Genomic DNA, 21,315 nt, shown 5'->3' with positions numbered 1-21,315 from the left:
ATCCTGACGAATCACAAGGGAGAACACACGATGAAAAGCCATCTCTTCGCCAGCGGCATCCTCGCATCGGCCCTGCTGCTGCCACTGGCCGCCTGCAGCCACTCGGGCCAGGATGCCCCGGCAGCAAAGCAAGCCAGCACCCAGACCTCGTCCTCGTCGATTGCCGCCAAGGTCCGTGAGGGCATCGAGCAGGCCAAGCAGGAACTGGCCACCAAGGACATCAGCATCGGCGACGTCCACTTCAACACGGAACCGGGCGTCCACCACGACTCCTCCCTGCCCAAGGCGGCGATCACCCCGCAAGGCAACCTGGTGATCGCGGGCAAGCCGATCGATGCCACGCCGGAGCAGCACGTCATGCTGGTCGACTACCGACAGCAGGTCCTCGGCATCGCCGAGGCCGGCATGGACATCGGTGCACAGGGCGCGGACATCGGCGTCACGGCGGCGAAGCAGGCCATCTGGGGTGCGCTCAGCGGCAAGGACGACAAGGAGATCGAGGCGAGCATCAAGCCGCAGACCGACAAGATCCAGGCCGCCGCCATGGCCCTATGCAAGCGGCTGCCGGACCTGCTGGTCTCGCAGCAGAAGCTCGCCGCGGCGATGCCGGCATTCAGGCCCTACGCCACGATGACGCAAAAGGACATCGACGACTGCGGCAAGGAGATGACCGACAAGGATGGCAAGAAGGGCTTTGCCGTGTTCTCCGACTGAGCGAACTCGCCTCCGTCGGCCGCCCCGGCGGCGGGCGGAGTTGCACCATGATCACAGGCGCTCTCTTGAACCGAACAACGGACCTGTCATGAAAGCTCTCGCCCGCCTGCTCCTTCTCGCCGTACTGGCATGCACGCTCGCTGCCTGCAATACGCCCGACGCCGTCATGGCCAATGGTGCGATCACTCTGGATGGAAACCAGGTGACCCTGCGCGTCATCGGCGCGTCGAAGGCCACGATCGATGCCGACGGCGCGTTCACCGTCGACGGCAAGCCTGTCGTCACCACGCCCGCCGAACGCAGCCTGCTGGCCCAATACAACCAGAGCGTGCGCTCGGTGCATGACACCGGCCTGGCCATGGGCAAGGCCGGTGTCCGCATGGCGGCCAAAGCGGTCGTGGCCAGCACGTCCTCCGCGCCGGCCAATGCGGGTGAGACAGCCGGGGCTGGAGCCGGGCAAATGCAGCAGCTGAGCCTAGACATCTGCAAGGCGCAGGCTTCGATCAAGACCGCGCAGGATCAGCTGGCCACGCAACTGGCGTCCTTCAAGCCCTACGCTTCGATCGTCAGCTCATCTGACGTGGCGGACTGCGAGAGCGGCGCCAAAGACTGACGACGGACCATCCGGCGTGCGTGCCAGATGAGACCCTTCCCGCGCGGATACCGCCCCGTATCCCCCCGCCTCACCGCTCACTCCACGAAGTCGTCCCGACTGCGTCGGCCTCCCGCACCCCGAGGAATCACCATGCGCCTCCTGCCCTGCGTCCTGTTTGCACTGACTCTCGCCACACCACTGGCGCAAGCCTCGCCCTCCCCCGCCAGCGATGCCACGGCACGGACCGGGACCGTTCTGCTGGTTGGTGACAGCCTGAGCTCGGCGCACCGCATCCCGGCCGAAGCGGGCTGGGTGAACCTGCTGCAGCAGCGCGTCGACCACGCCACGACGACCCCGCCTTCGATCGTCAACGCCAGCCGCGGCGGCAAGACCATGGATGACGCGCTGAAGGAACTGCCCGCATTGATCACCGCTCACCATCCGCGGCTGATCATCCTCGAGCTGGGCGCCAACGACGCCATCCTCGGCGCCAATCGGCAGACCCTGGAACAGCACATGACCCAGCTGATCGACCTGGCCCAGGCCTCGGGAGCGAAGGTCGCCGTACTGGGTTTCGAGATTCCGCCCAAGCTCGACAAGGATCACTGCGCAGACACCCTGCGGCAGGTCTATGCCCGGGTTGCCAAGGATCAGCACGTCACGCTGCTGCCGTCCCTGATGGCCGGCATTTCGGACAAGCCCGCCCTGCTGCTGGATGACGGCGTGCATCCGACGGCGGTCGCCCAGGTGCGCATGCTCGACAACGCATGGCCCACGCTGCGTCCCTTGCTGATCAACTGAAGACAACGACAAGTCGACGAAAGTGGCTTGCACCATGCGGGCCACTTTCTTTCCAGGCTGCAGACAGGTTATTTGCCTTCGCCGTGAATGCCGCCGCGGGTCAGCGTCAGCGGATCAAGCAGCTTCTTCAATTCGCTCTTCGACAAGCCGGTGGTTTCCAACGCCACGTCCATGATCGGCCGATGCTGCTTGTAGGCGAGCTTGGCCGTGGCGGCGCCCTTCTCGTAGCCGATCACCGGGTTCAACGCAGTGACCAGGATCGGGTTCATCGCCAGCGCCTGGTCGACCCGCGCCTTGTTGACCTTGAACCCGGCGATCGCCTTGTCGGCCAGCAGCACGCTGACGTTGGCCAGTATCCCGATCGACTGCAGCAGGTTGTGCGCGATCAGCGGCAGCATCACGTTGAGCTGGAAGTTGCCGGACTGGCCGGCAATGGTGATCGAGGCGTCGTTGCCGATCACCTGGGCGGCGACCATCGCCACCGCCTCGGGAATCACCGGGTTGACCTTGCCCGGCATGATCGACGAACCCGGTTGCAGCGCCGGCAGCTCGATCTCGCCCAGGCCAGCCAGCGGACCCGAGTTCATCCAGCGCAGGTCGTTGGCGATCTTCATCAGCGCCACCGCCAGCGTCTTCAGCGCGCCGGACAGTTCCACCGCTGCGTCTTGCGCGGCCATGCCCTCGAAGTAATTTTCCGCCGACTCGAACTTCACGCCGGTCAGCTTCCTCAGCTGCAGCGCCATCGCCGGACCGAACTTCGGATCGGCGTTGATGCCGGTGCCCACCGCCGTGCCACCTTGCGGCAAGCGGCGCATGCGCTTCAGGGCATCCTCGATGCGCTCGATCGCCGAGCCGATCTGTGCGGCCCAGCCCGACAGCTCCTGGCCAAAGGTGATCGGCATCGCGTCCATCAGGTGGGTACGGCCGGTCTTGGGCGTGTTCTTCAGCTCGCGGGCGCGCTGGTCGATCGCCTTCTTCAGATGCTTCAGCGCGGGCAGCAACTGCTCGCTGGTGGTCAGCGTGGCGCTGACGTGGATCGCGGTGGGGATCACGTCGTTCGAGCTCTGCCCGTAATTGACGTGGTCGTTCGGATGCACCTTCGCGCCCGCCGCCACCGCCAGGTGCGCGATCACCTCGTTCGCGTTCATGTTGGTGCTGGTGCCCGAGCCGGTCTGGAAGATGTCGATCGGAAACTGCGCGTCATGCTGGCCTTCCGCCACCGCCATCGACGCCTTGCGGATCGCCGCGGCCTGGTTCTTCTTCAAATGTCCCATCGCGACGTTGACCTCGGCCGCGGCCGCCTTGATCAGGCCCAGGGCACGGATGAACGGGCGCGGCAGGTGCAGGCCGGAAATCGGGAAATTGTCGATCGCGCGCTGGGTCTGCGCGCCGTACAGCGCGTCGGCGGGGACTTTCAGCTCGCCCATGCTGTCGTGTTCGATGCGGAAATTGCTCATGGGGAAGATCCTTGGGAAATGGATGGATCGGGGCGGCGCCACGTTCGGGATACAAGGGAGAACGGATGCGTCCGCCCACTATAAGCCGCCGGGCACGGACGCGCCGTCAATGTAAAATGGCGGTTTCCCCTCGCCGGAACGCCCCGATGTCCAACCACGCCCTCACCGCCCTGTCGCCGCTGGATGGCCGCTATGCCAGCAAGGTCGAAGCGCTGCGCCCGATCTTCAGCGAATTCGGCCTGATGCACCGCCGCGTGCAGGTGGAGATCGAATGGCTGCTGGCGCTGGCCGCCGAACCGAAGATCGTCGAGCTGCCGGCCTTCGACGACGCCCAGATCGCTACCCTGAAGGCCATCGCGGACAACTTCAGCGAGACCGACGGCGAGCGGATCAAGGCGATCGAGGCGACCACCAACCACGACGTGAAAGCGGTCGAGTACTTCATCAAGGAAAAGATCGGCGCCGACGCCAGCCTGGCGCAGGCGAAGGAATTCGTGCACTTCGCCTGCACCAGCGAGGACATCAACAACCTGTCCTACGCGCTGATGCTGCGCGACGCCCGCAGCGGCGTGCTGCTGCCGCAGCTCGACGCCGTGATCGGCAAGCTGCGCGAGATGGCCCACGACAACGCGAACCTGCCGCTGCTCTCGCGCACCCACGGCCAGACAGCCTCGCCCAGCACGCTGGGCAAGGAAATCGCCAACGTGGTGGCGCGGCTGGAGCGCCAGCGCCGGCAGCTGGTGGCGGTCGAAGTCTCCGGCAAGATCAACGGCGCCGTGGGCAACTACAACGCCCACGTCATCACCTACCCGGAAGTGGACTGGCGCGCGTTCTCGCAGCGCTTCGTCGAAAGCCTCGGCCTCGACTACAACGCCTACACCACCCAGATCGAGCCGCATGACAACGTGGCCGAATACTGCGACGCGGTGCGCCGCGCCAACATCATCCTGATCGACTTGGCCCGGGACATCTGGGGCTACATCTCGCTGGGTTACTTCAAGCAGACGCTGAAGGCCGGCGAAGTCGGCTCCTCCACCATGCCGCACAAGGTCAACCCGATCGACTTCGAAAACGCCGAAGGCAACTTCGGCCTCGCCAATGCGCTGCTCGGCCACTTCGCCGAAAAGCTGCCGATCAGCCGCTGGCAGCGCGACCTCACCGACTCCACCGTGCTGCGTGCGCTGGGCACCGCGTTCGGTCACGGCCTGGTGGCGCTGGAGTCATTGAAGAAGGGTCTGGGCAAGCTCAACGTCAACGCCGAGCGCATCGGCGCCGACCTCGACGCCAGCTGGGAAGTGCTGGCCGAAGCCGTGCAGACCGTGATGCGCCGCTACGGCCTGCCGCAGCCGTACGAACAGCTCAAGGCGCTGACCCGTGGCCACGGCATCACCAAGGACTCGATGCGCGAATTCATCGCCGGCCTGGATCTTCCGGCCGAGGCGAAACAGCGGCTGCTGGAACTGACGCCCGGCAGTTACATCGGCGTGGCTGACGGACTGGCAAAGACCATCTGAGGGCGAGGCCACAACGTCGGCCGTAGCGGTCGGGGCGAACCTTCGGGTTCGCCCTGCACCGCCAGCCTGGTGACTTCTCAGGGTCGCGGGTTTCGGATTCCGCAAAGAGAACAGCCACCCGGGTTTCCCTGGGTGGCTGTTTTATTGGTGGGCCGTCACAGATTCGAACTGTGGACCAATTGATTAAGAGTCAACTGCTCTACCAACTGAGCTAACGGCCCATGAACTGATTGTATCCGCATGGACGGATTTGAAACTGGGGTGGATGATGGGATTCGAACCCACGACAACCGGAATCACAATCCGGGACTCTAACCAGCTGAGCTACATCCACCATCGTTTGATACTGGTGCGCCAGACAGGACTCGAACCTGCAACCGTCGGCTTAGAAGGCCGATGCTCTATCCGGTTGAGCTACAGGCGCCGTCCTGTCGGCAGAACGTGTCGCTGGTCGGGGCAGAGGGATTCGAACCCCCGACTTTTGCGTCCCAAACGCAACGCTCTACCAGACTGAGCTATACCCCGCTTTCGAATCCCCGGTCATGTCGCCACCGAAGCCTTGAAATGTTACGGGTGACGCCTCGCCCAGTCAATCGTATCGAAGCACACCTTGGTATTTCCTCACCACCGTTTCCAACGCGGACCGTGCAGGCTCCTGGTTGAAAACAGGACGGATGCAGACACCCTGTCCCGGAATAAAAATGGTGCGCCCGGAGAGATTCGAACTCCCGACCACCTAGTTCGTAGCCAGGTACTCTATCCAACTGAGCTACGGGCGCACTGTGAAACTTTTCAGCCGAACCGGCGGTTGTCTGGGGAACAAGCCGGCGAAGCCAGAAGCGGAATTATTCAGACTCCGACCTCTTGCGTCAACCCTTTTCGCAAAATTTCTTCATCAAATTCGTCGCAGATGGTCCGGCCATGAAAAAGGCGACCATCGGTCGCCCTTTCCCTGTTGCTCGAATAGCCGTCCAAATGACGATCAGCCATTCCACCTGTCGCGGCTCTGCGGCGCCGGATCACCAACCTTGCCCACGGCCGACCCGGTGTCGCCCTTCGGCGGCGGCGGTGGTGGCGTGCTGCCGGTGGAGGCGCTCTTCGTCCAGTCCGCCGGCGGTCCGGGAACGCGCCCGGCCATGATGTCGTCGATCTGGTGTGCGTCGATCGTTTCGTACTGCAGCAGGGCGTCGGCCATCATGTGCAGCTTGTCCAGGTTCGCCGTCAGCAGTTCCGTGCTGCGCGCATAGGCGCGATCGAGGATGCCCCGCACCACGCCGTCGATCTTGCTCGCGGTTTCGTTGGAGATGCTCTTGTGCTGGGTCACCGAGCGGCCGAGGAAGACCTCGTCCTCGTCCTCGCCGTAGGTGATCGGGCCAAGTTCATCCGACAGGCCCCACTTGGTGGCCATGTTGCGCGCCATCTTGGTGGCCCGCTCGATGTCGTTCGAGGCACCGGTGGTGACCTTGTCGGCGCCGAAGATCAGCTCCTCGGCCACGCGACCGCCATACAGCGAACACAGCTGCGACTGGATCGCCACCCGGTTGATGCTGTACTTGTCGCCTTCGGGCAGGTACATGGTGACGCCAAGCGCGCGCCCACGCGGAATGATGGTGACCTTGTAGACCGGGTCGTGCTCGGGCACCAGGCGGCCGACGATGGCATGACCTGCCTCGTGATAGGCGGTCAGTTTCTTCTCGTCCTCGCTCATCGCCATCGAGCGACGCTCGGTACCCATCAGGATCTTGTCGCGCGCCTTGTCGAGGTGGCTCATGCGCACTTCACGCGCGTTCTCGCGCGCGGCGAACAGGGCGGCCTCGTTGACCAGGTTGGCCAGATCGGCACCGGAGAAACCGGGGGTACCGCGGGCGATCGTCATGGCGTTGACGTCGCTGGCGGTCGGCACCTTGCGCATGTGCACCTTGAGGATCTGCTCGCGCCCGCGCACGTCGGGCAGCCCCACGACGACCTGGCGGTCGAAGCGGCCCGGACGCAACAGGGCCGGGTCGAGCACGTCGGGACGGTTGGTCGCTGCGATCACGATGATGCCTTCACTGCCCTCGAAGCCATCCATCTCGACCAGCAAGGCGTTCAGGGTCTGCTCGCGCTCGTCGTGCCCGCCACCGAGGCCGGCGCCGCGATGACGGCCGACCGCGTCGATTTCGTCGATGAAGATGATGCAGGGCGCATGCTTCTTGGCCTGCTCGAACATGTCGCGCACGCGGCTGGCGCCGACGCCGACGAACATCTCGACGAAGTCCGAACCGGAAATCGAGAAGAACGGCACCTTGGCCTCGCCCGCGATGGCCTTCGCCAGCAGGGTCTTGCCGGTGCCCGGAGGACCGACCATCAGCACGCCACGGGGAATCTTGCCGCCGAGCTTCTGGAACTTGGACGGATCGCGCAGGAACTCGACCAGTTCGCCGACCTCCTCCTTGGCTTCGTCACAACCGGCCACGTCGCCGAAGTTGACCTTGATCTGGTCCTCGCCCTGCAGCTTCGCGCGCGAACGACCGAAACTCATCGCGCCGCGGCCGCCACCACCGGACTGCATCTGGCGCATGAACCAGATGAACACGCCCACGATCAGCAGCACCGGCAGCCAGCTCACCAGCAGGCCGATCAGCGAGAAACCTTCGGACGGGTCCTGCCGGACTTCGACGCCCTTGTCCTGCATCTGCTTGACCACCTGGCTGGTGGAAAAGCCCAGGATCGGGGCGACGGTGCGGAACGCGCTGCCATCCTTCAGCTTGCCGCTGATCGTGGCGGGCTGGTCGGCGCCGATCGTGGCGTTGGCCACGTTGCCGTTGTCCACGCTTTGCACGAACGCGCTGTAGGCCATGTCCGTGGAAGCGGCGCCACGCGGGTTGAAGTTCTGGAACACGGTGAACAGCACCACCGCGATGATTACCCAGAGCAACACATTTTTCGCTGTTTCATTCATGCACGGTTCTCGCCCGGTGACGCCGCGACGGGCTTGCGGCCCGTCGCCAGCGCATATACCTCACGCGAACGCGCGCGGGAGGCCTTAGGTTTACGCATCGTCACGCGGCTGAAGTCCGCGCGCAAGCTGCGCAAGTAATCGTCAAAGCCGACACCCTGGAACAACTTGATCAGGAACGATCCGCCCGGCTTCAGCCATTCCCGGCTGAAGTCGAGCGCCAGTTCGCACAAAGCCATCGCGCGGATCTGGTCGGCCAGTGCCACTCCACTCATATTGGGGGCCATGTCGCACAGTACAAGATCGACCTTGACGCCATCCAGGCGCGACTCCAGCTCCTTCAACACGCTTTCCTCGCGGAAGTCGCCCTGCAGGAAGTCCACCCCGGCGATGCTTTGCATCGGCAGGATGTCCAGGGCGAATACCTTGCCGCTGTCGCCCAGCCGGTTGCGCACCAGTTGGGACCAGCTGCCCGGCGCCGCACCGAGGTCGACCACGTTGATGCCCGGCTTGAGCAGCCGGTCGCGTTCGAGCAGCTCCTCCAGCTTGTATACGGCACGCGAGCGCAGGCCTTCGGCCTGGGCCTTTTTCACGTATTCGTCGTTGAAATGTTCGCGCAGCCATACTGCACTGCTTTTGCTGCGGGCCATGTCGTGCAATCGTCGATTGGGGAACGGGATACCCGCATGATACCCTTTGCCGTTCATCAACCGTGAATCGAGTCCCACCGCATGGCCCTCTCCTCCTCGCAGATCCGTTACCTGCGCAGCCTCGCCCATGACCTGAGCGCGGTCGTCCTGCTGGGCAACAAGGGCGCCACGGAGGCCGTGGTGAAGGAACTGAACCAGGCGCTGGATATCCACGAACTGGTCAAGATCAAGCTTTCCGGCGGCGACAAGGAAGAGCGCCAGGCGCAGATCGACGTGCTCACCGGCGGCACCGGCGCCGAGCAGATCCAGCAGATCGGCCATGTCGTGGTGCTGTTCCGCCGCAATGTCGACGAACCGAAGATCGCCCTGCCACGCTGATGGATCTGTCGCTGGAACGCCCCGAAGGCTATCTGTACGTGCGCCGGGTGGCCGCGCACGGCATCACCCTGATTGATCGCGAACTCACCTCCAGCTTCCTGCTGGCACCGGACAGGGCGATCGAGAACTGGCCCGTCACGGCTCCCGAAACGCTCGATGCCAGCCATGTCGAAGCCTTGCTGGCACTGAACCCCGAGCTGGTCGTGCTGGGTACCGGCGCGCGCCAGGCCTTCCCGGCGGCCGCGTTCATGGCAGGCTTCCTGCGCAAGAACATCGGCATCGAGGTGATGGACAACGCCGCCGCGGCGCGCACCTACAACCTGCTGGCCGACGAAGGCCGCCGGGTGGTCGCCGCCTTCATCCTGCCGCCAGGCTGATTGCCGCTGCTCCCGGGCCGCGGTCCGGGCGTGACCGGCCGCATCAACGCTGCGGCAGATAGCCCAGCGGATCGACCGGATTGCCGTCCTTGCGGATCTGGAATTCCAGCTCGTTGCGGGTGGTGCCGGTCGAGCCCATCTCGGCGATCTGCTGCCCCCTGCTCACCTGCTGTCCTTCCTTGACCAGCCGCTTGCGGTTGTGGCCATACGCCGACAGGAAGCTGTCGCTGTGCTTGATGATCACCAGTTCGCCATAGCCGACCAGGCCGTTGCCACTGTAGACCACCACGCCATCGGCGGCCGCCCGGATCGGATCGCCGGACTTGCCCGCGATCTCGATGCCGGGAATCGCATCGGCGCTGTTGAAGCGACCCACCAGGTTGCCCTCGGCTGGCCAGTGCCACTGCACCCCGCTGACCACGCGCGAAACCCCCGCCGCCGGCGTGGCCGGTGGCGGCATGGCGGCCGGTGCCACCGGTGCGACGCCGGCGACCGGCACGACACTGGGCGCCGCCGCGGCAACCGCAGGCTTGACCGGCTTTGTCGCCGTGGCCACCGGCGAAACTGCCGGGGCAGCAGGCGAATGCGCGGACGCCGATACCCCGCCGGCCGACGCCGTGGCGGGCGATGCCGGCGTCGGCACGGACTCGAACACCGGCGCGGCGGCGACGCTCGAACCTGCCGCCTGCACGGGCGCGGCAACGCTCGACGGTGTTACCGCGCGCCTGCCCGGCGGCGCCAGCGTCAGGCGCTGCCCCGGCCAGATCGTGTACGGCTCGGCAATCCCGTTCCACTGGGCCAGGTCACGGAAATCCACGCCCTTGCGGAACGCGATCGAATAAAGCGTGTCGCCATGCTGCACCTGGTAGCTGCCACCGGGTATCGGCGTACGCGCGGGAGCTGGCGGCGGGGTGACCACGGCGGCGTGGCGATACGTCGTTCCGGCCGCCGGCTCCACCACGACCGAGCTGCGCATGGTGCCGCAGGCGGCAAGCAGCGAGACTGCGACCAGCAACGCCGGCCATTGAAGATATCGATCCATGGGCATCAGCATACCGAGGCAGACAGTGATTTTCATGCGACGTCACCGTGGCGGGAGGCCGCCAGGCTCGCCCGGCTTGGAAAATTCACCACTTCAGCGCAGGACGAACCACCACACCAGCAGCAACGCCAGCGCCAGCAAGGCCGTCCAGCCGATCCACTCGACGTATTTGTGCAGGATGCGCTCGGCGCGTTCGCCAAACAGGCGAATCAACAGGGCAAGCAGCCACACGCGCTTGCCGCGGCCGAGCCCGATGCAGGCCAGGAACGGCAGGATCGGCACGCCGATGATGCCGCAGGCCCAGGTGACGAACTTCATCGGCACCACCGGCTGCAGCGCAGCCAGGATCAGCACGCCGAACATGCCCCAGTGATGCTCGACCATCTGCTTGCTCAGCACCGCCACGCCCTGTTCGATCGGCGTCAGCAGATGCAGCGCATCCAGCGCGGGCCGCAGCGCGTGGAAGGCCCAGTGGCCCAGCACGTAGCCGACCAGGGCGCCCAGCAGCGAAAACAGCAGGCTGATGTTGGCGAAAAAGAACGCCTTGTGCCGCTTGCCCAGCATCATCGGCGCCAGCATCACTTCCGGCGGGATCGGGAAGATGAACGCCTCGACGAAGCTGAGCCCGGACAGGTAGTACAACGCTCTGCGATCGCGCGCCCAGCTCAGTGCACGCGCGTACAGCCCGGCAAACAGGCGCATCAGCCGATACCGCCAAGCAGGGGCACGAAGCTGACCGGGCCGAGTTCTTCCTGGATGAAGTCGCCCTGCCCGTCGCCACGCATGCGGATCAGCGTTTGCCGGCTGGGTGAGCCCACCGGCGCCACCAGCACGCCGGTCGGGCTGAGCTGATCGAGGATGCGAGTGGGAATGGTGTCGCCGGCGGCGGTGAGGATGATCGCGTCGAACGGTGCCTCGTCGGGCCAGCCCAGCTTGCCGTCGTCGTGGCGCGAGCGCAGGTTGGTCAGGCCCAGTTGGCGGAAGCGGCGCCGGGCCTGGCGCAACAGTGCCTCGATCCGCTCCACCGTGAACAGTTGCGGCACCAGCGCGGCCAGCACCGCGGCCTGGTAACCCGAGCCGGTGCCGATCTCCAGCACTTTCTGCGGCATGCCCTGCTTGGCGTCGAAATGCTCGAGCAGGGCTTCGGTCATGCGCGCCACCACCCACGGTTGCGAGATGGTCTGGCCATGGCCGATCGGCAACGCATCATTCTCGTAGGCGCGCGAATGCAGCGCCTGATCGATGAAGTGATGGCGCGGCAGGTTGCGGATCACTTCGATCACCCGCGCATCGCGAATGCCGCTGTCCTTGAGCATCGCGGCCAGCCGGTCGCGGGCGCGCTGCGACGTCATGCCCTCGCCCTTCAGATCTGCCGCCGGCAGTGGATAGACCGTCATGGCTCAGGCCACCTCGTTCGTGGGATTGCGGCCTTCGGCCATCGCGTTGCTCATCTCGTCGCTGAGGGGCTGCATCCAGCTGCTGACTTTCTCCAGTGCCTGGAACCGGGTCAGATCGACGTGGATCGGCGTCACCGAGACGAAACCTCGCCGCACGGCGTTGAAGTCGGTGCCGGGGCCGGCGTCATCGGCCTCGCCGGCCGGGCCGATCCACCAGATCGGCCGACCCCGCGGATCGGTCTGCGCGATGCAGGGGGCCGCGCGATGGCGACGCCCGAGTCGGGTGACTTCGAAACCCTGGATGTCGGCCCAGGGAAGGTCGGGCACGTTGACGTTGAGAATGGTGTCGGCGGGCAGCGGATCGACCAGCAGGCGGTTCATCAGCAGCAGCACCGCTTTCGCGGCCGAGTCGTAGTGCACGCCCTTGTGGTCGTGACTGACCAGGGAAACGGCGATCGCCGGCAGCCCCAGGAAGCGTCCTTCCATTGCCGCCGAGACGGTGCCGGAATAGATCACGTCGTCACCGAGGTTGGCCGAGTTGTTGATGCCCGACACGACCATGTCCGGCTCTTCATCGAGCAGCCCGGCCAGCGCCAGGTGCACGCAATCGGTGGGCGTGCCCGCCACCCGGTAGTAGCCGTTGGCCATCGGCAACACCCGCAAGGGTGCGTCCAGGGTCAGCGAATTGCTTGCGCCTGACCGGTCCCGGTCGGGCGCGACCACGGTCACGTCCGCCACTTCGCCGAGACGCTCGGCCAGCACGCGGATGCCCGGGGCATCCACGCCATCGTCGTTACTTACCAGAACTCGCATGATGCTCCGTGGAAAGCGACACGCAGGTGCTCATTACCATCCTGCGGCAGCGCACTGCTGAAGCCTCGAAGTCTACCGGAGCGCGCCCCCGGTTTCACGCCGTTCCCCGGTGCTTTCGCCATTCGCCCGGCCGCGCCGCATTGGTTAGCATGGCCCGATGAAGCGCCGTCCGCCCGCTCCGATCACCGATGCCGACAGCCAGCTGTTTCGCGAGGCGATCGGCGAGGTGCGCGTGCTCGACCCGGTGGCTGCACCGCCGGCTGCGGCGCGGCCGGCGCCGTACCCGCACATGCTGGAGGCCGACGAAGCGGCCGTGCCGGGCGAGTTGCTGGACATGGCGTTCGACCCGGCCGTGCTCGAAGTCGGCGAAGAGCTGGCCTACCTGCGCGACGGCTATCCGCCGAAGCTGCTGCGCCAGCTCAAACGCGGCCAGTTCAGCGTGCAGGACGACCTCGACCTGCACCAGATGAACGCCGCCGCCGCACAAGCCAGCATCGTGGCCTTCCTCGCCGAAGCGAAGCAACACGGGCTGCGCTGCGTGCGCATCGTGCATGGCAAGGGCTTGCGCTCGAAGTCCGCCGGGCCGGTACTGAAGGGACTCACCGATCGCATGCTGCGCCGGCGCGACGACGTGATCGCGTTCGCCTCGGCGCGGCCGGCGTTGGGCGGCACCGGTGCGGTCGTCGTGCTGCTCAAGGGCTGACCCCGGCAGCACAACCCGCTACACGATCGTGGCCAACTCGCGCACGACTACCGTGGCATAGGCGCCCGCGGGCAATTCGAACGACAGCTCCAGCGCATCGTCGGCCAGCCAATGCCAGCGCAAGTCCTTCGGCAGCAGGCGCAACGGCCGGCGCTCCTGGTCCATCCGCGCCGCCACCAGACCCGCCACGAGGTCGCTGTCCTGCGCGGCGATCCCGCGTTCCAGCTCACCCACTTCCTCTTCGGAGGGCGGCTCGCCCTGCCCCCACAACGGGCCGGAGGGATGAATGTCGGCGCGGGCCAGGCGCCCGGCCAGCTCGGGCGTGAACGGCTCGGGCCCGAACCAGGAACGCGAGCCGGCCAGCGACCAGATCTCGCCCTGCAGCGGCGTATCCCAGGCGTTGCGCTCGACCCGCGCCGCCAGCACGTTGTTGAAGATCTGCGAGCGGGCCGCCGACAGCAGCATCGAGCGCTTGTCGCGGTCGACGCGGCGCCCGCCGAACATCGCGCGGGCCTGGGCGACGTTGCCGCCTTCCCGGCCGAAGCGCTGTTCGCCGAAGTAGTTCGGCACGCCCCGGGCGGCGATCTGCGCGAGCACGGCCTCGGCGGCAGCGCGGTCGCCCGCGGCCTCGCGCAACACCAGCACGAAGCGGTTGCCGCGCAGCGCACCGCGCTTGAGCTTGCGCGAATGGCGGGTGGCGGCCAGCACCTTCACCTCGGCATGGGGAAAGGCCGACCAGTCCGGATCGGGCTTGCCGGCCAGTTGCACCGAAAAGGTCTGGCGGGTCACCGCGTGGCGATCCTTCAGCCCGGCAAAACCCACCGCCAGCGGAGGCACGCCCGCGAACTTCGCCAGTTCGCGGGCAACCCAGTCGGTATTCGCGCCGCGCTTTTCCACCCACAACAGGGCGTGTTCGCCGGCGCCGTCGGCGTCATGGCCCAGCACTTCCTCGACCTGGAAATCCTCGGCGCTGACGCGCATTCGGGCAGTCAGCGGAGGGTGGCCGAAGGCTTGGGGAAGTTCAGACATGGGGGTTCCCGGCAACGATGATTCGCAATGGCGTGCACCTGCGGGCGCGCCAGGCCCGCACTAGACCAGAAAGATCGTGGCCAGTCCGAGGAAGATGAAAAAGCCGCCGCTGTCGGTCATCGCGGTGATCAGCACGCTGGAACCCAGCGCCGGATCGCGCCCGAATTTCGTCATCAGCACGGGAATGCCGACACCGGCAAACGCCGCCAGCAGCAGGTTCAGCGTCATCGCCGCCGTCATCACCAGGCCCAGCGAGAGGCTGTCGTACAGCAACCACGCCACCAGGCCGATCACCCCGCCCCAGATCAGGCCGTTGACCAGCGACACGGTCAGTTCCTTGCGCCACAGGCGCTTGGCGCTCTCGGCGGTGATTTGGTTCAGCGCCAGCGCGCGCACGATCATGGTGATGGTCTGGTTGCCGGAATTGCCGCCGATGCCGGCCACGATCGGCATCAGCGCGGCCAGCGCCACCAGCCGCTCGATCGAGCCCTCGAACAGGCCGATCACGCGCGAGGCGATGAAGGCGGTGACCAGGTTGATCGCCAGCCACGACCAGCGGTTCTTCAGCGAGGCCCACACCGAGGCGAAGATGTCTTCTTCCTCGCGCAGGCCGCCGCGGCTGAGTGCCTCGCTTTCGCTCTCCTCGCGGATCACGTCGACCATCGCGTCGATGGTGATGCGGCCGATCAGGTGGCCGCGGTCGTCGACCACCGGCGCGGTCACCAGGTCGTAGCGTTCGAACGCCTGGGCCACGTCGTAGGCGTCATCGGCCGGGTGGAAGGTGTTGACGTCCGGCGCCATCACCTCGCTGACCATCTTCTCCGGCGGATTCACCAGCAACCAGTGCAGCGGCAGCACGCCGGTCAGCAGGTTGTCCTGGTTGATCACGAACAGCTTGTCGGTCTGCGCCGGCAGTTCGTCCCAGCGGCGCAGGTAGCGCAGCACCACTTCCAGGCTGACGTCCTCGCGGATGGTGACCATCTCGAAGTCCATCAGCGCGCCGAGCTGGTCGTCCTCCCACGACAGCGCCGACTGCACCTGCTCGCGCTGCTGCGCATCGAGGCCGGCCATCAGCTCCGGCAGCATCGCCGTGGGCAGGTCCTCGACCAGGTCGGCCAGTTCGTCGGCGTCCAGCGTTTCGGCCGCGGCGAGGATCTCGTGCCGGTCCATGTCCGCGATCAGCGACTCGCGCACCGCGTCGGACACTTCCAGCAGGATCTCGCCGTCGCGATCGGCCTTGACCAGTTGCCAGACCGCGAGACGGTCGTCCAGCGGCAGCGATTCGAGGATGAAAGCGATATCGGCCGGATGCAGCGCATCCAGTTGCAGGCGCAACTCGGCCTGCAGCTCTTCGGTCAGCGGAACATCGTCGTCCTGCCGGTGAAGCACGCCCTGAATGGCTTCAAGCTGGTCATGCAGGCGACCGACCGCACTGCGGGTCTCGATCTCGCTCACGCGCGCTCCAGCAGGACGCAGGCCTGGGCCGCGATCCCTTCGCCACGGCCGCAAAAGCCGAGTTTCTCGGTGGTGGTTGCCTTCACGCTGATGCAGCCGACCCCGCAGTCCAGGTCGACCGCCAGGTTCTCGCGCATCGCCTGCGCGTGCGGGGTGACCTTGGGTGCCTCGCCGATCACCGTGATGTCGGCGTTGCCCAGCCGGTAGCCGTGCTGGGCCATCAGCATCGCCGCATGCCGCAGGAACTGGCGGCTGTCGGCGTCGCGCCAGCGTTCGTCGGTGGGCGGAAAATGCCGGCCGATGTCGCCCAGGGCCAGCGCGCCGAAGATCGCGTCGCACAGCGCGTGGATCACCACGTCGCCATCGGAATGCGCCACCACGCCCCGTCGATGCGCGATGCGCACGCCGCCGAGGACGACATGGTCGCCTTCGCCAAAGGCGTGGACATCGAAACCTGTACCGATGCGCATCATGCAGTCCTTGAAAGCAGGAATTCGGCCAGCGCGAAATCCGCTGCCGTAGTCACCTTGATGTTGTCCTCGGCGCCCTCGACCAGCAGCGGTGCGAAGCCGGCCTGTTCCATCGCCATCGCCTCGTCGCTGACATTCACGCCGCGCCGCGCCGCGTCACGCAGCGCCGCCGACAGTTGAGCACGACGGAACATCTGTGGCGTGAAGGCGCGCCAGCGCAGGTCGCGTGCTTCGGTGAGTTCGCTGCACCCGTCGGCATTGGCCCGCTTCAGCGTGTCGCGCAGCGGCGCGCCCAGCAGGCCGCCGTCCCTGGCACTGGCCAGTTCGATCAGCCTGTCGATATCCGCCGTGCGTACACACGGCCGCGCGGCGTCGTGCACCAAGACGAAATCATCGGCGGCCACCGATGCGGGCAAGGCGTGCAGCCCGGCCAGCACCGAATCGCTGCGCTCCGCTCCGCCGACCGCGGCCAGCACCGGCTTGCCGTGCAGCGTTTCCATGCCCGACCAGTGCGCATCCGTGGCGGCCAGCGTCACCAGCAGGCCGGCGATCCGCGGATGCGCGGCGAGCCGCTCCAGGGTGTGCTCGATCAACGGACGTCCGGCCAGCGGCAGGTACTGCTTGGGGCAGTCACCGCCGACCCGGGTACCGCGCCCCGCGGCCGGCACCACGCACCACAGCCGAGCCGCGCTCATGGCGATCCGGCGGGTTGGGCGACCGGCGGTGGCGTGCTGCTGCCCGCGCCGGCAGGCGGCTCGACCACCTGGTAGAACACTTCGCCCGGCTTGATCAGGCCCAGTTCGGTGCGCGCCCGCGCTTCGACCGCCTGGTCGCCGTGCTTGAGATCCTGCACGTCGGCACCGACCGCCTGATTGCGCTGCAACAGCTTCGCGTTGTCGTCCGTCTGCTTCTTCACCGCCACGCGCAAGGTGTCCACCTCGCGCATGCTGCCGTTGCCGGTCCACAGCTTCAGCTGCAGACCGATCAGCAGCAGGATCAGGATGACGGCGATCCAGCGCAGCATGGGAGCGGGTTGCCCGCTCAGCCCGGCAGGCGGCTGAGGTTGGGGAAGGCGTCGCGCCCGGCGTAGCGTGCCGCCGAACCCAACGCTTCCTCGATGCGCAGCAACTGGTTGTACTTGGCCACGCGATCGCTGCGGCACAGCGAGCCGGTCTTGATCTGGGTGGCCGTGGTGGCCACCGCGATGTCGGCGATGGTGGTGTCCTCGGTCTCGCCGGAGCGGTGCGAGATCACCGCCGAATACTTCGCCGCGTCAGCCATCGCGATCGCTTCCAGCGTTTCGGACAGCGTGCCGATCTGGTTCACCTTGATCAGGATCGAGTTGGCGATCTTCTTCTCGATGCCTTCGCGGAAGATCGTCGGATTGGTCACGAACAGGTCGTCGCCGACCACCTGCACGCGATCGCCGATGGTGTCGGTGAGCAGCTTCCAGCCGTCCCAGTCGCCTTCGGCCATGCCGTCCTCGATGGTGACGATCGGGTACTGCTTCGCCCAGCCAGCCAGCAGGTCGACGAACTGGGCCGAGCTGTACTGCTTGCCTTCGCCCGCCAGGTCGTACTTGCCGTCCTTGTAGAACTCCGAGCTGGCCGCATCCAGGCCGAGCAGGATCTCGCTGCCGACCTTGTAGCCGGTCTTGTGGATCGCCTCGAGGATGGTGTCGAGCGCCTCGATGTTCGAACGCAGGTTCGGCGCGAAGCCGCCCTCATCGCCCACCGCCGTGTTGAGACCCTTGCCCTTCAGCACGCTCTTCAGCGCGTGGAAGATTTCCGCGCCCGCGCGCAGCGCCTCGGCGAAGCTGGGCATGCCCACCGGCAGCACCATGAATTCCTGCACGTCGATGTTGTTGTCCGCATGCTCGCCGCCGTTGATGATGTTCATCATCGGCACCGGCAGCGCGCCGGGCTTGCCGCCAGCCTGATTGAAGCTGGACAGGTACTTCCACAGCGGCTCGCCGCGCGAGGCGGCCACCGCGTGCGCCGCCGCCATCGAAACGCCGAGCAGCGCATTCGCGCCCAGCTTGCCCTTGTTCGGCGTGCCGTCCAGCGCGATCAGCTTGCCGTCCAGACCTTTCTGGTCGGCCGCATCGAAGCCTTTCAGCGTGTCGGCAATCGTGCCGTTGACGTTGGCCACCGCGTTCTTCACGCCCTTGCCGCCGTAGCGCGACTTGTCGCCGTCGCGCAGCTCGACCGCCTCGCGCGAACCGGTGGAGGCGCCGCTGGGCACGGCCGCACGGCCGAAGCTGCCATCGGCCAGGGTGACTTCGGCTTCCAGCGTGGGATTGCCGCGCGAGTCGAGGATTTCACGGGCGTGGATGCGGGTGATCTGGGTGCTCATGCGGTTTCCGTAAGCTGATGGTGAAAGAGTTGGAACGGGCGCATCGCTGCGCCCGGTGTTTCAGGAAACATCCTGCTCCAGGAAGCGGTGCCGCTTGGTCACGGCATCCAGCTCCAGCAGCGTTTCCAGCAGCGCTTCCATCTTGCCCAGCGGCCAGGCATTCGGCCCATCGGACAGCGCCTTGCTGGGATCGGGATGGGTCTCGGCGAACAGGCCGGCCACGCCCACGGCCACCGCCGCACGCGCCAGCACCGGCACGAATTCGCGCTGGCCGCCCGAACTGGCGCCCTGCCCGCCCGGCAGCTGCACGGAATGCGTCGCGTCGAACACCACCGGGCAGCCGGTCTCGCGCATCACGCTGAGCGAGCGCATGTCCGACACCAGGTTGTTGTAGCCGAAGCTGGCGCCGCGCTCGCACACCATGATGTCGTCGTTGCCCACGGCCTTGGCCTTGGCCACCACGTGCTTCATGTCCCACGGCGCCAGGAACTGACCCTTCTTGATGTTCACCGGCTTGCCGGCGCGCGCCACCTTCTGGATGAAGTCGGTCTGCCGGCACAGGAAGGCCGGCGTCTGCAGCACGTCGACCACCGAAGCCACCTCGTCCATCGGCGTGTATTCGTGCACGTCGGTGAGCAGCGGCACGCCGATCTGGCGCTTCACCTCGGCCAGGATGCGCAGGCCTTCTTCCAGGCCGGGGCCACGGAAGCTGTCGCCCGACGACCGGTTCGCCTTGTCGAAGCTGGACTTGAAGATGAAGTGGACGCCCAGCCGGCCGGTGATCTCCTTCAGCGTGCCGGCGGTGTCCAGCTGCAACTGTTCGGACTCGACCACGCAGGGGCCGGCGATCAGGAACAGTCGCTGGTCCAGGCCTACCTCAACGCCACAAAGCTTCATGCCACGGACTCCTGCGCCAGTTTGTCGCCTGCATGGACGGCCTTGAACTCGCGCGCGGCGTGCACGAAGCCGCTGAACAGCGGATGGCCATCGCGCGGGGTCGAGGTGAACTCCGGATGCGCCTGGCAGCCGAGGAACCACGGATGCTGCTGTTGCGGCAGCTCGACGATCTCCACCAGCAGGTCATCCATCGACTTGCCCGAGATCACCAGGCCCAGGTCCTCGAACGACTGGCGATAGCGATTGTTGAATTCGTAGCGATGGCGATGCCGCTCGCGCACCACGTCCTGGCCGTACATCTCGCGCGCCAGCGTGCCCGCCTTCAGGCGGCATTCCTGCGCGCCCAGGCGCATGGTGCCGCCGAGGTCGGAACGGTCGCTGCGCTGCTCCACCTCGCCGGTGGCGGTGGTCCATTCGGTGATCAGTGCAATCACCGGATTGGCGGTATTGCGATCGTTCTCGCTGGAGTCGGCGTCAGCCAGGCCGGCGACATGCCGGGCGAAGTCCACCACCGCCGCATGCATGCCGTAGCAGATGCCGAAATACGGCACGCCGTGCTCGCGGGCGTACTTCGCGGCCAGCACCTTGCCCTCGAAACCGCGCTTGCCGAAACCGCCGGGCACCAGGATCGCATCGACCTTGCCCAGCACGCTGGCGGCGCCATCGGCCTCGATCTGCTCGGAGTCGATCCAGTCCAGGTTCACCCGCGTCTGCTGCTTGATGCCGCCATGACGCAGCGCCTCGCCCAGCGACTTGTAGGCGTCCTTGTGCTCGACGTACTTGCCCACGATGGCGACGGTGATCTCGTCCTTCGGATGCTCCACCGCGTCCACCGTGCGCTGCCATTCGGACAGGTCGGCCGGCTTGGCGTCAAGGTTCAGGCGCTTGACCACGATGTCGTCCAGCCCCTGCTCATGCAGGTACAGCGGCTGCTTGTAGATGATGTCCACGTCGGCGGCGCTGATCACCGCCTGCTCCGGCACGTTGGTGAACAGCGCGATCTTGCGGCGCTCGCCTTCGGGCAGCGGCTGCTCGCAGCGACACAGCAGGATGTCCGGCTGGATGCCGATCGAGCGCAGTTCCTTCACCGAGTGCTGGGTGGGCTTGGTCTTGATCTCGCCGGCAGCCTTGATGAACGGCACCAGGGTCAGGTGCATGAACACCACCTTCTCCGGGCCGTGCTCGATGCGCAGCTGGCGGATCGCCTCCAGGAACGGCAGCGATTCGATGTCGCCCACGGTGCCGCCGATCTCCACCAGCGCCACGTCGAAGCCGCGGGTGGCCTCGTGGATGCAGTGCTTGATCTCGTCGGTGATGTGCGGGATCACCTGCACCGTCGCGCCCAGGTAGTCGCCGCGACGTTCCTTGCGGATCACGCTTTCGTAGATCTTGCCGGTGGTGATCGAGTTCTTGCCGGTGAGGCGCGTGCGCAGGAAACGCTCGTAGTGGCCAAGGTCGAGGTCGGTCTCGGCGCCGTCGTCGGTGACATATACCTCACCGTGCTGGAACGGACTCATCGTGCCCGGATCCACATTGATGTAGGGATCGAGCTTCATCATGGTGACCGAGAGGCCGCGGGCTTCGAGGATGGAAGCGAGCGACGCCGCAGCAATGCCCTTGCCAAGCGAGGACACCACACCGCCGGTGACGAAAATCAGGGGGGTCATGGAAAGCAGCCGTGCGGAAATTAGGCATTTTAGCTGCAGAAGCGTTTCACTGCGAGATGGCAG

At 66.2% G+C, this 21,315-nt stretch carries 22 protein-coding genes and 5 tRNA genes; 7 read left to right on the top strand and 20 right to left on the bottom strand.

Features of this window, described 5'->3' with window-relative positions; all coding sequences use genetic code 11:
• The first annotated feature begins 30 nt into the window (after positions 1-30).
• From ASD82_RS13735 to ASD82_RS13725, 3 genes are all read left to right on the top strand, one after another.
• The gene (locus tag ASD82_RS13735; RefSeq protein WP_056718383.1) at positions 31-714 is read left to right on the top strand and encodes a hypothetical protein; all 684 of its coding nucleotides are present in this window, start codon (positions 31-33) and stop codon (positions 712-714) included.
• An 88-nt stretch (positions 715-802) separates the two neighbouring features.
• Entirely contained in the window at positions 803-1,327 is a 525-nt protein-coding gene (locus ASD82_RS13730) for a hypothetical protein (protein WP_157599282.1), read from the top strand.
• Positions 1,328-1,459: 132 nt separating this feature from the next.
• On the top strand, positions 1,460-2,110 hold the full coding sequence (locus tag ASD82_RS13725) for a GDSL-type esterase/lipase family protein (protein ID WP_056718381.1): 651 nt from the start codon (positions 1,460-1,462) through the stop codon (positions 2,108-2,110).
• 68 nt (positions 2,111-2,178) lie between these two features.
• On the opposite strand, the gene ASD82_RS13720 is transcribed toward ASD82_RS13725, so the two are convergent.
• A complete protein-coding gene (locus tag ASD82_RS13720; RefSeq protein WP_056718380.1) occupies positions 2,179-3,567 on the bottom strand; it encodes a class II fumarate hydratase in 1,389 nt (462 codons plus the stop codon).
• 146 nt (positions 3,568-3,713) lie between these two features.
• On the opposite strand from ASD82_RS13720, the gene purB reads away from it, so the two are divergent.
• Positions 3,714-5,081, top strand: coding sequence for an adenylosuccinate lyase (purB, locus tag ASD82_RS13715; protein WP_056718379.1), 1,368 nt, complete (start codon positions 3,714-3,716; stop codon positions 5,079-5,081).
• 145 nt (positions 5,082-5,226) lie between these two features.
• Here the strand turns inward: purB and ASD82_RS13710 are convergent.
• From ASD82_RS13710 to rlmE, 7 genes are all read right to left on the bottom strand, one after another.
• A tRNA-Lys gene (locus ASD82_RS13710) sits at positions 5,227-5,302 on the bottom strand.
• Positions 5,303-5,338: 36 nt separating this feature from the next.
• Positions 5,339-5,415 (bottom strand) — tRNA-His (locus tag ASD82_RS13705).
• Positions 5,416-5,428: 13 nt separating this feature from the next.
• Positions 5,429-5,505, bottom strand: a tRNA-Arg gene (locus ASD82_RS13700).
• 24 nt (positions 5,506-5,529) lie between these two features.
• Positions 5,530-5,606 (bottom strand) — tRNA-Pro (locus ASD82_RS13695).
• Between the two features lie 177 nt (positions 5,607-5,783).
• Positions 5,784-5,860 (bottom strand) — tRNA-Arg (locus ASD82_RS13690).
• Positions 5,861-6,063: 203 nt separating this feature from the next.
• Positions 6,064-8,022, bottom strand: a complete 1,959-nt coding sequence (gene ftsH / locus ASD82_RS13685) for an ATP-dependent zinc metalloprotease FtsH (RefSeq protein ID WP_056718378.1) — start codon at positions 8,020-8,022, stop codon at positions 6,064-6,066.
• Positions 8,019-8,669 carry a 23S rRNA (uridine(2552)-2'-O)-methyltransferase RlmE gene (rlmE, locus tag ASD82_RS13680; RefSeq protein ID WP_056718377.1) on the bottom strand — a complete coding sequence of 217 codons (651 nt, stop codon included), beginning with the start codon at positions 8,667-8,669 and terminating at the stop codon, positions 8,019-8,021. The genes ftsH and rlmE overlap by 4 nt, the downstream gene beginning before the upstream one ends.
• A gap of 81 nt (positions 8,670-8,750) precedes the next feature.
• On the opposite strand from rlmE, the gene yhbY reads away from it, so the two are divergent.
• Positions 8,751-9,047, top strand: a complete 297-nt coding sequence (yhbY, locus tag ASD82_RS13675; RefSeq protein ID WP_056718376.1) for a ribosome assembly RNA-binding protein YhbY — start codon at positions 8,751-8,753, stop codon at positions 9,045-9,047.
• Positions 9,047-9,424, top strand: coding sequence for an Mth938-like domain-containing protein (locus tag ASD82_RS13670; protein WP_056718375.1), 378 nt, complete (start codon positions 9,047-9,049; stop codon positions 9,422-9,424). Before yhbY ends, ASD82_RS13670 begins: the two co-directional genes overlap by 1 nt.
• 43 nt (positions 9,425-9,467) lie before the next feature.
• On the opposite strand, the gene ASD82_RS13665 is transcribed toward ASD82_RS13670, so the two are convergent.
• From ASD82_RS13665 to surE, 4 genes are all read right to left on the bottom strand, one after another.
• Positions 9,468-10,478 carry a peptidoglycan DD-metalloendopeptidase family protein gene (locus ASD82_RS13665; protein WP_056718374.1) on the bottom strand — a complete coding sequence of 337 codons (1,011 nt, stop codon included), beginning with the start codon at positions 10,476-10,478 and terminating at the stop codon, positions 9,468-9,470.
• 81 nt (positions 10,479-10,559) lie between these two features.
• Complete coding sequence (locus tag ASD82_RS13660; protein ID WP_007809099.1) at positions 10,560-11,168, bottom strand: VTT domain-containing protein; 609 nt, start codon at positions 11,166-11,168, stop codon at positions 10,560-10,562.
• Positions 11,168-11,863: a protein-L-isoaspartate(D-aspartate) O-methyltransferase gene (locus ASD82_RS13655; RefSeq protein ID WP_056718373.1), complete on the bottom strand. Its 696-nt coding sequence runs from the start codon at positions 11,861-11,863 to the stop codon at positions 11,168-11,170. The genes ASD82_RS13660 and ASD82_RS13655 overlap by 1 nt, the downstream gene beginning before the upstream one ends.
• A 3-nt stretch (positions 11,864-11,866) precedes the next feature.
• The gene (gene surE / locus ASD82_RS13650; protein WP_056718372.1) at positions 11,867-12,676 is read right to left on the bottom strand and encodes a 5'/3'-nucleotidase SurE; all 810 of its coding nucleotides are present in this window, start codon (positions 12,674-12,676) and stop codon (positions 11,867-11,869) included.
• Between the two features lie 157 nt (positions 12,677-12,833).
• Here surE and ASD82_RS13645 point away from each other — a divergent pair, with 157 nt between their 5' ends.
• On the top strand, positions 12,834-13,379 hold the full coding sequence (locus ASD82_RS13645) for a Smr/MutS family protein (protein ID WP_056718371.1): 546 nt from the start codon (positions 12,834-12,836) through the stop codon (positions 13,377-13,379).
• Between the two features lie 18 nt (positions 13,380-13,397).
• Here ASD82_RS13645 and truD read toward each other — a convergent pair whose 3' ends face one another.
• The 8 genes from truD to ASD82_RS13605 are packed head-to-tail and all read right to left on the bottom strand — an operon-like array spanning position 13,398 to position 21,252.
• Positions 13,398-14,408 (bottom strand): tRNA pseudouridine(13) synthase TruD, encoded by a 1,011-nt coding sequence (truD, locus tag ASD82_RS13640; protein WP_056718370.1) that lies wholly within the window; start codon positions 14,406-14,408, stop codon positions 13,398-13,400.
• A 60-nt stretch (positions 14,409-14,468) separates the two neighbouring features.
• Positions 14,469-15,863: a magnesium transporter gene (gene mgtE, locus ASD82_RS13635; RefSeq protein ID WP_056718369.1), complete on the bottom strand. Its 1,395-nt coding sequence runs from the start codon at positions 15,861-15,863 to the stop codon at positions 14,469-14,471.
• Positions 15,860-16,333: a 2-C-methyl-D-erythritol 2,4-cyclodiphosphate synthase gene (ispF, locus tag ASD82_RS13630; RefSeq protein WP_056718403.1), complete on the bottom strand. Its 474-nt coding sequence runs from the start codon at positions 16,331-16,333 to the stop codon at positions 15,860-15,862. The genes mgtE and ispF overlap by 4 nt, the downstream gene beginning before the upstream one ends.
• Positions 16,333-17,028 carry a 2-C-methyl-D-erythritol 4-phosphate cytidylyltransferase gene (gene ispD / locus ASD82_RS13625; protein WP_056718368.1) on the bottom strand — a complete coding sequence of 232 codons (696 nt, stop codon included), beginning with the start codon at positions 17,026-17,028 and terminating at the stop codon, positions 16,333-16,335. The genes ispF and ispD overlap by 1 nt, the downstream gene beginning before the upstream one ends.
• Complete coding sequence (gene ftsB / locus ASD82_RS13620; RefSeq protein WP_007809116.1) at positions 17,025-17,357, bottom strand: cell division protein FtsB; 333 nt, start codon at positions 17,355-17,357, stop codon at positions 17,025-17,027. The genes ispD and ftsB overlap by 4 nt, the downstream gene beginning before the upstream one ends.
• Before the next feature lie 17 nt (positions 17,358-17,374).
• Entirely contained in the window at positions 17,375-18,688 is a 1,314-nt protein-coding gene (gene eno / locus ASD82_RS13615; protein WP_056718367.1) for a phosphopyruvate hydratase, read from the bottom strand.
• Between the two features lie 60 nt (positions 18,689-18,748).
• Positions 18,749-19,585, bottom strand: a complete 837-nt coding sequence (gene kdsA / locus ASD82_RS13610; RefSeq protein ID WP_007809120.1) for a 3-deoxy-8-phosphooctulonate synthase — start codon at positions 19,583-19,585, stop codon at positions 18,749-18,751.
• Complete coding sequence (locus tag ASD82_RS13605; RefSeq protein ID WP_056718366.1) at positions 19,582-21,252, bottom strand: CTP synthase; 1,671 nt, start codon at positions 21,250-21,252, stop codon at positions 19,582-19,584. The genes kdsA and ASD82_RS13605 overlap by 4 nt, the downstream gene beginning before the upstream one ends.
• Positions 21,253-21,315 lie beyond the last annotated feature (63 nt).

The organism is Rhodanobacter sp. Root179 (assembly GCF_001428465.1).
Lineage (GTDB): Bacteria > Pseudomonadota > Gammaproteobacteria > Xanthomonadales > Rhodanobacteraceae > Rhodanobacter.
This window is presented reverse-complemented; position numbering and strand designations above follow the sequence as displayed.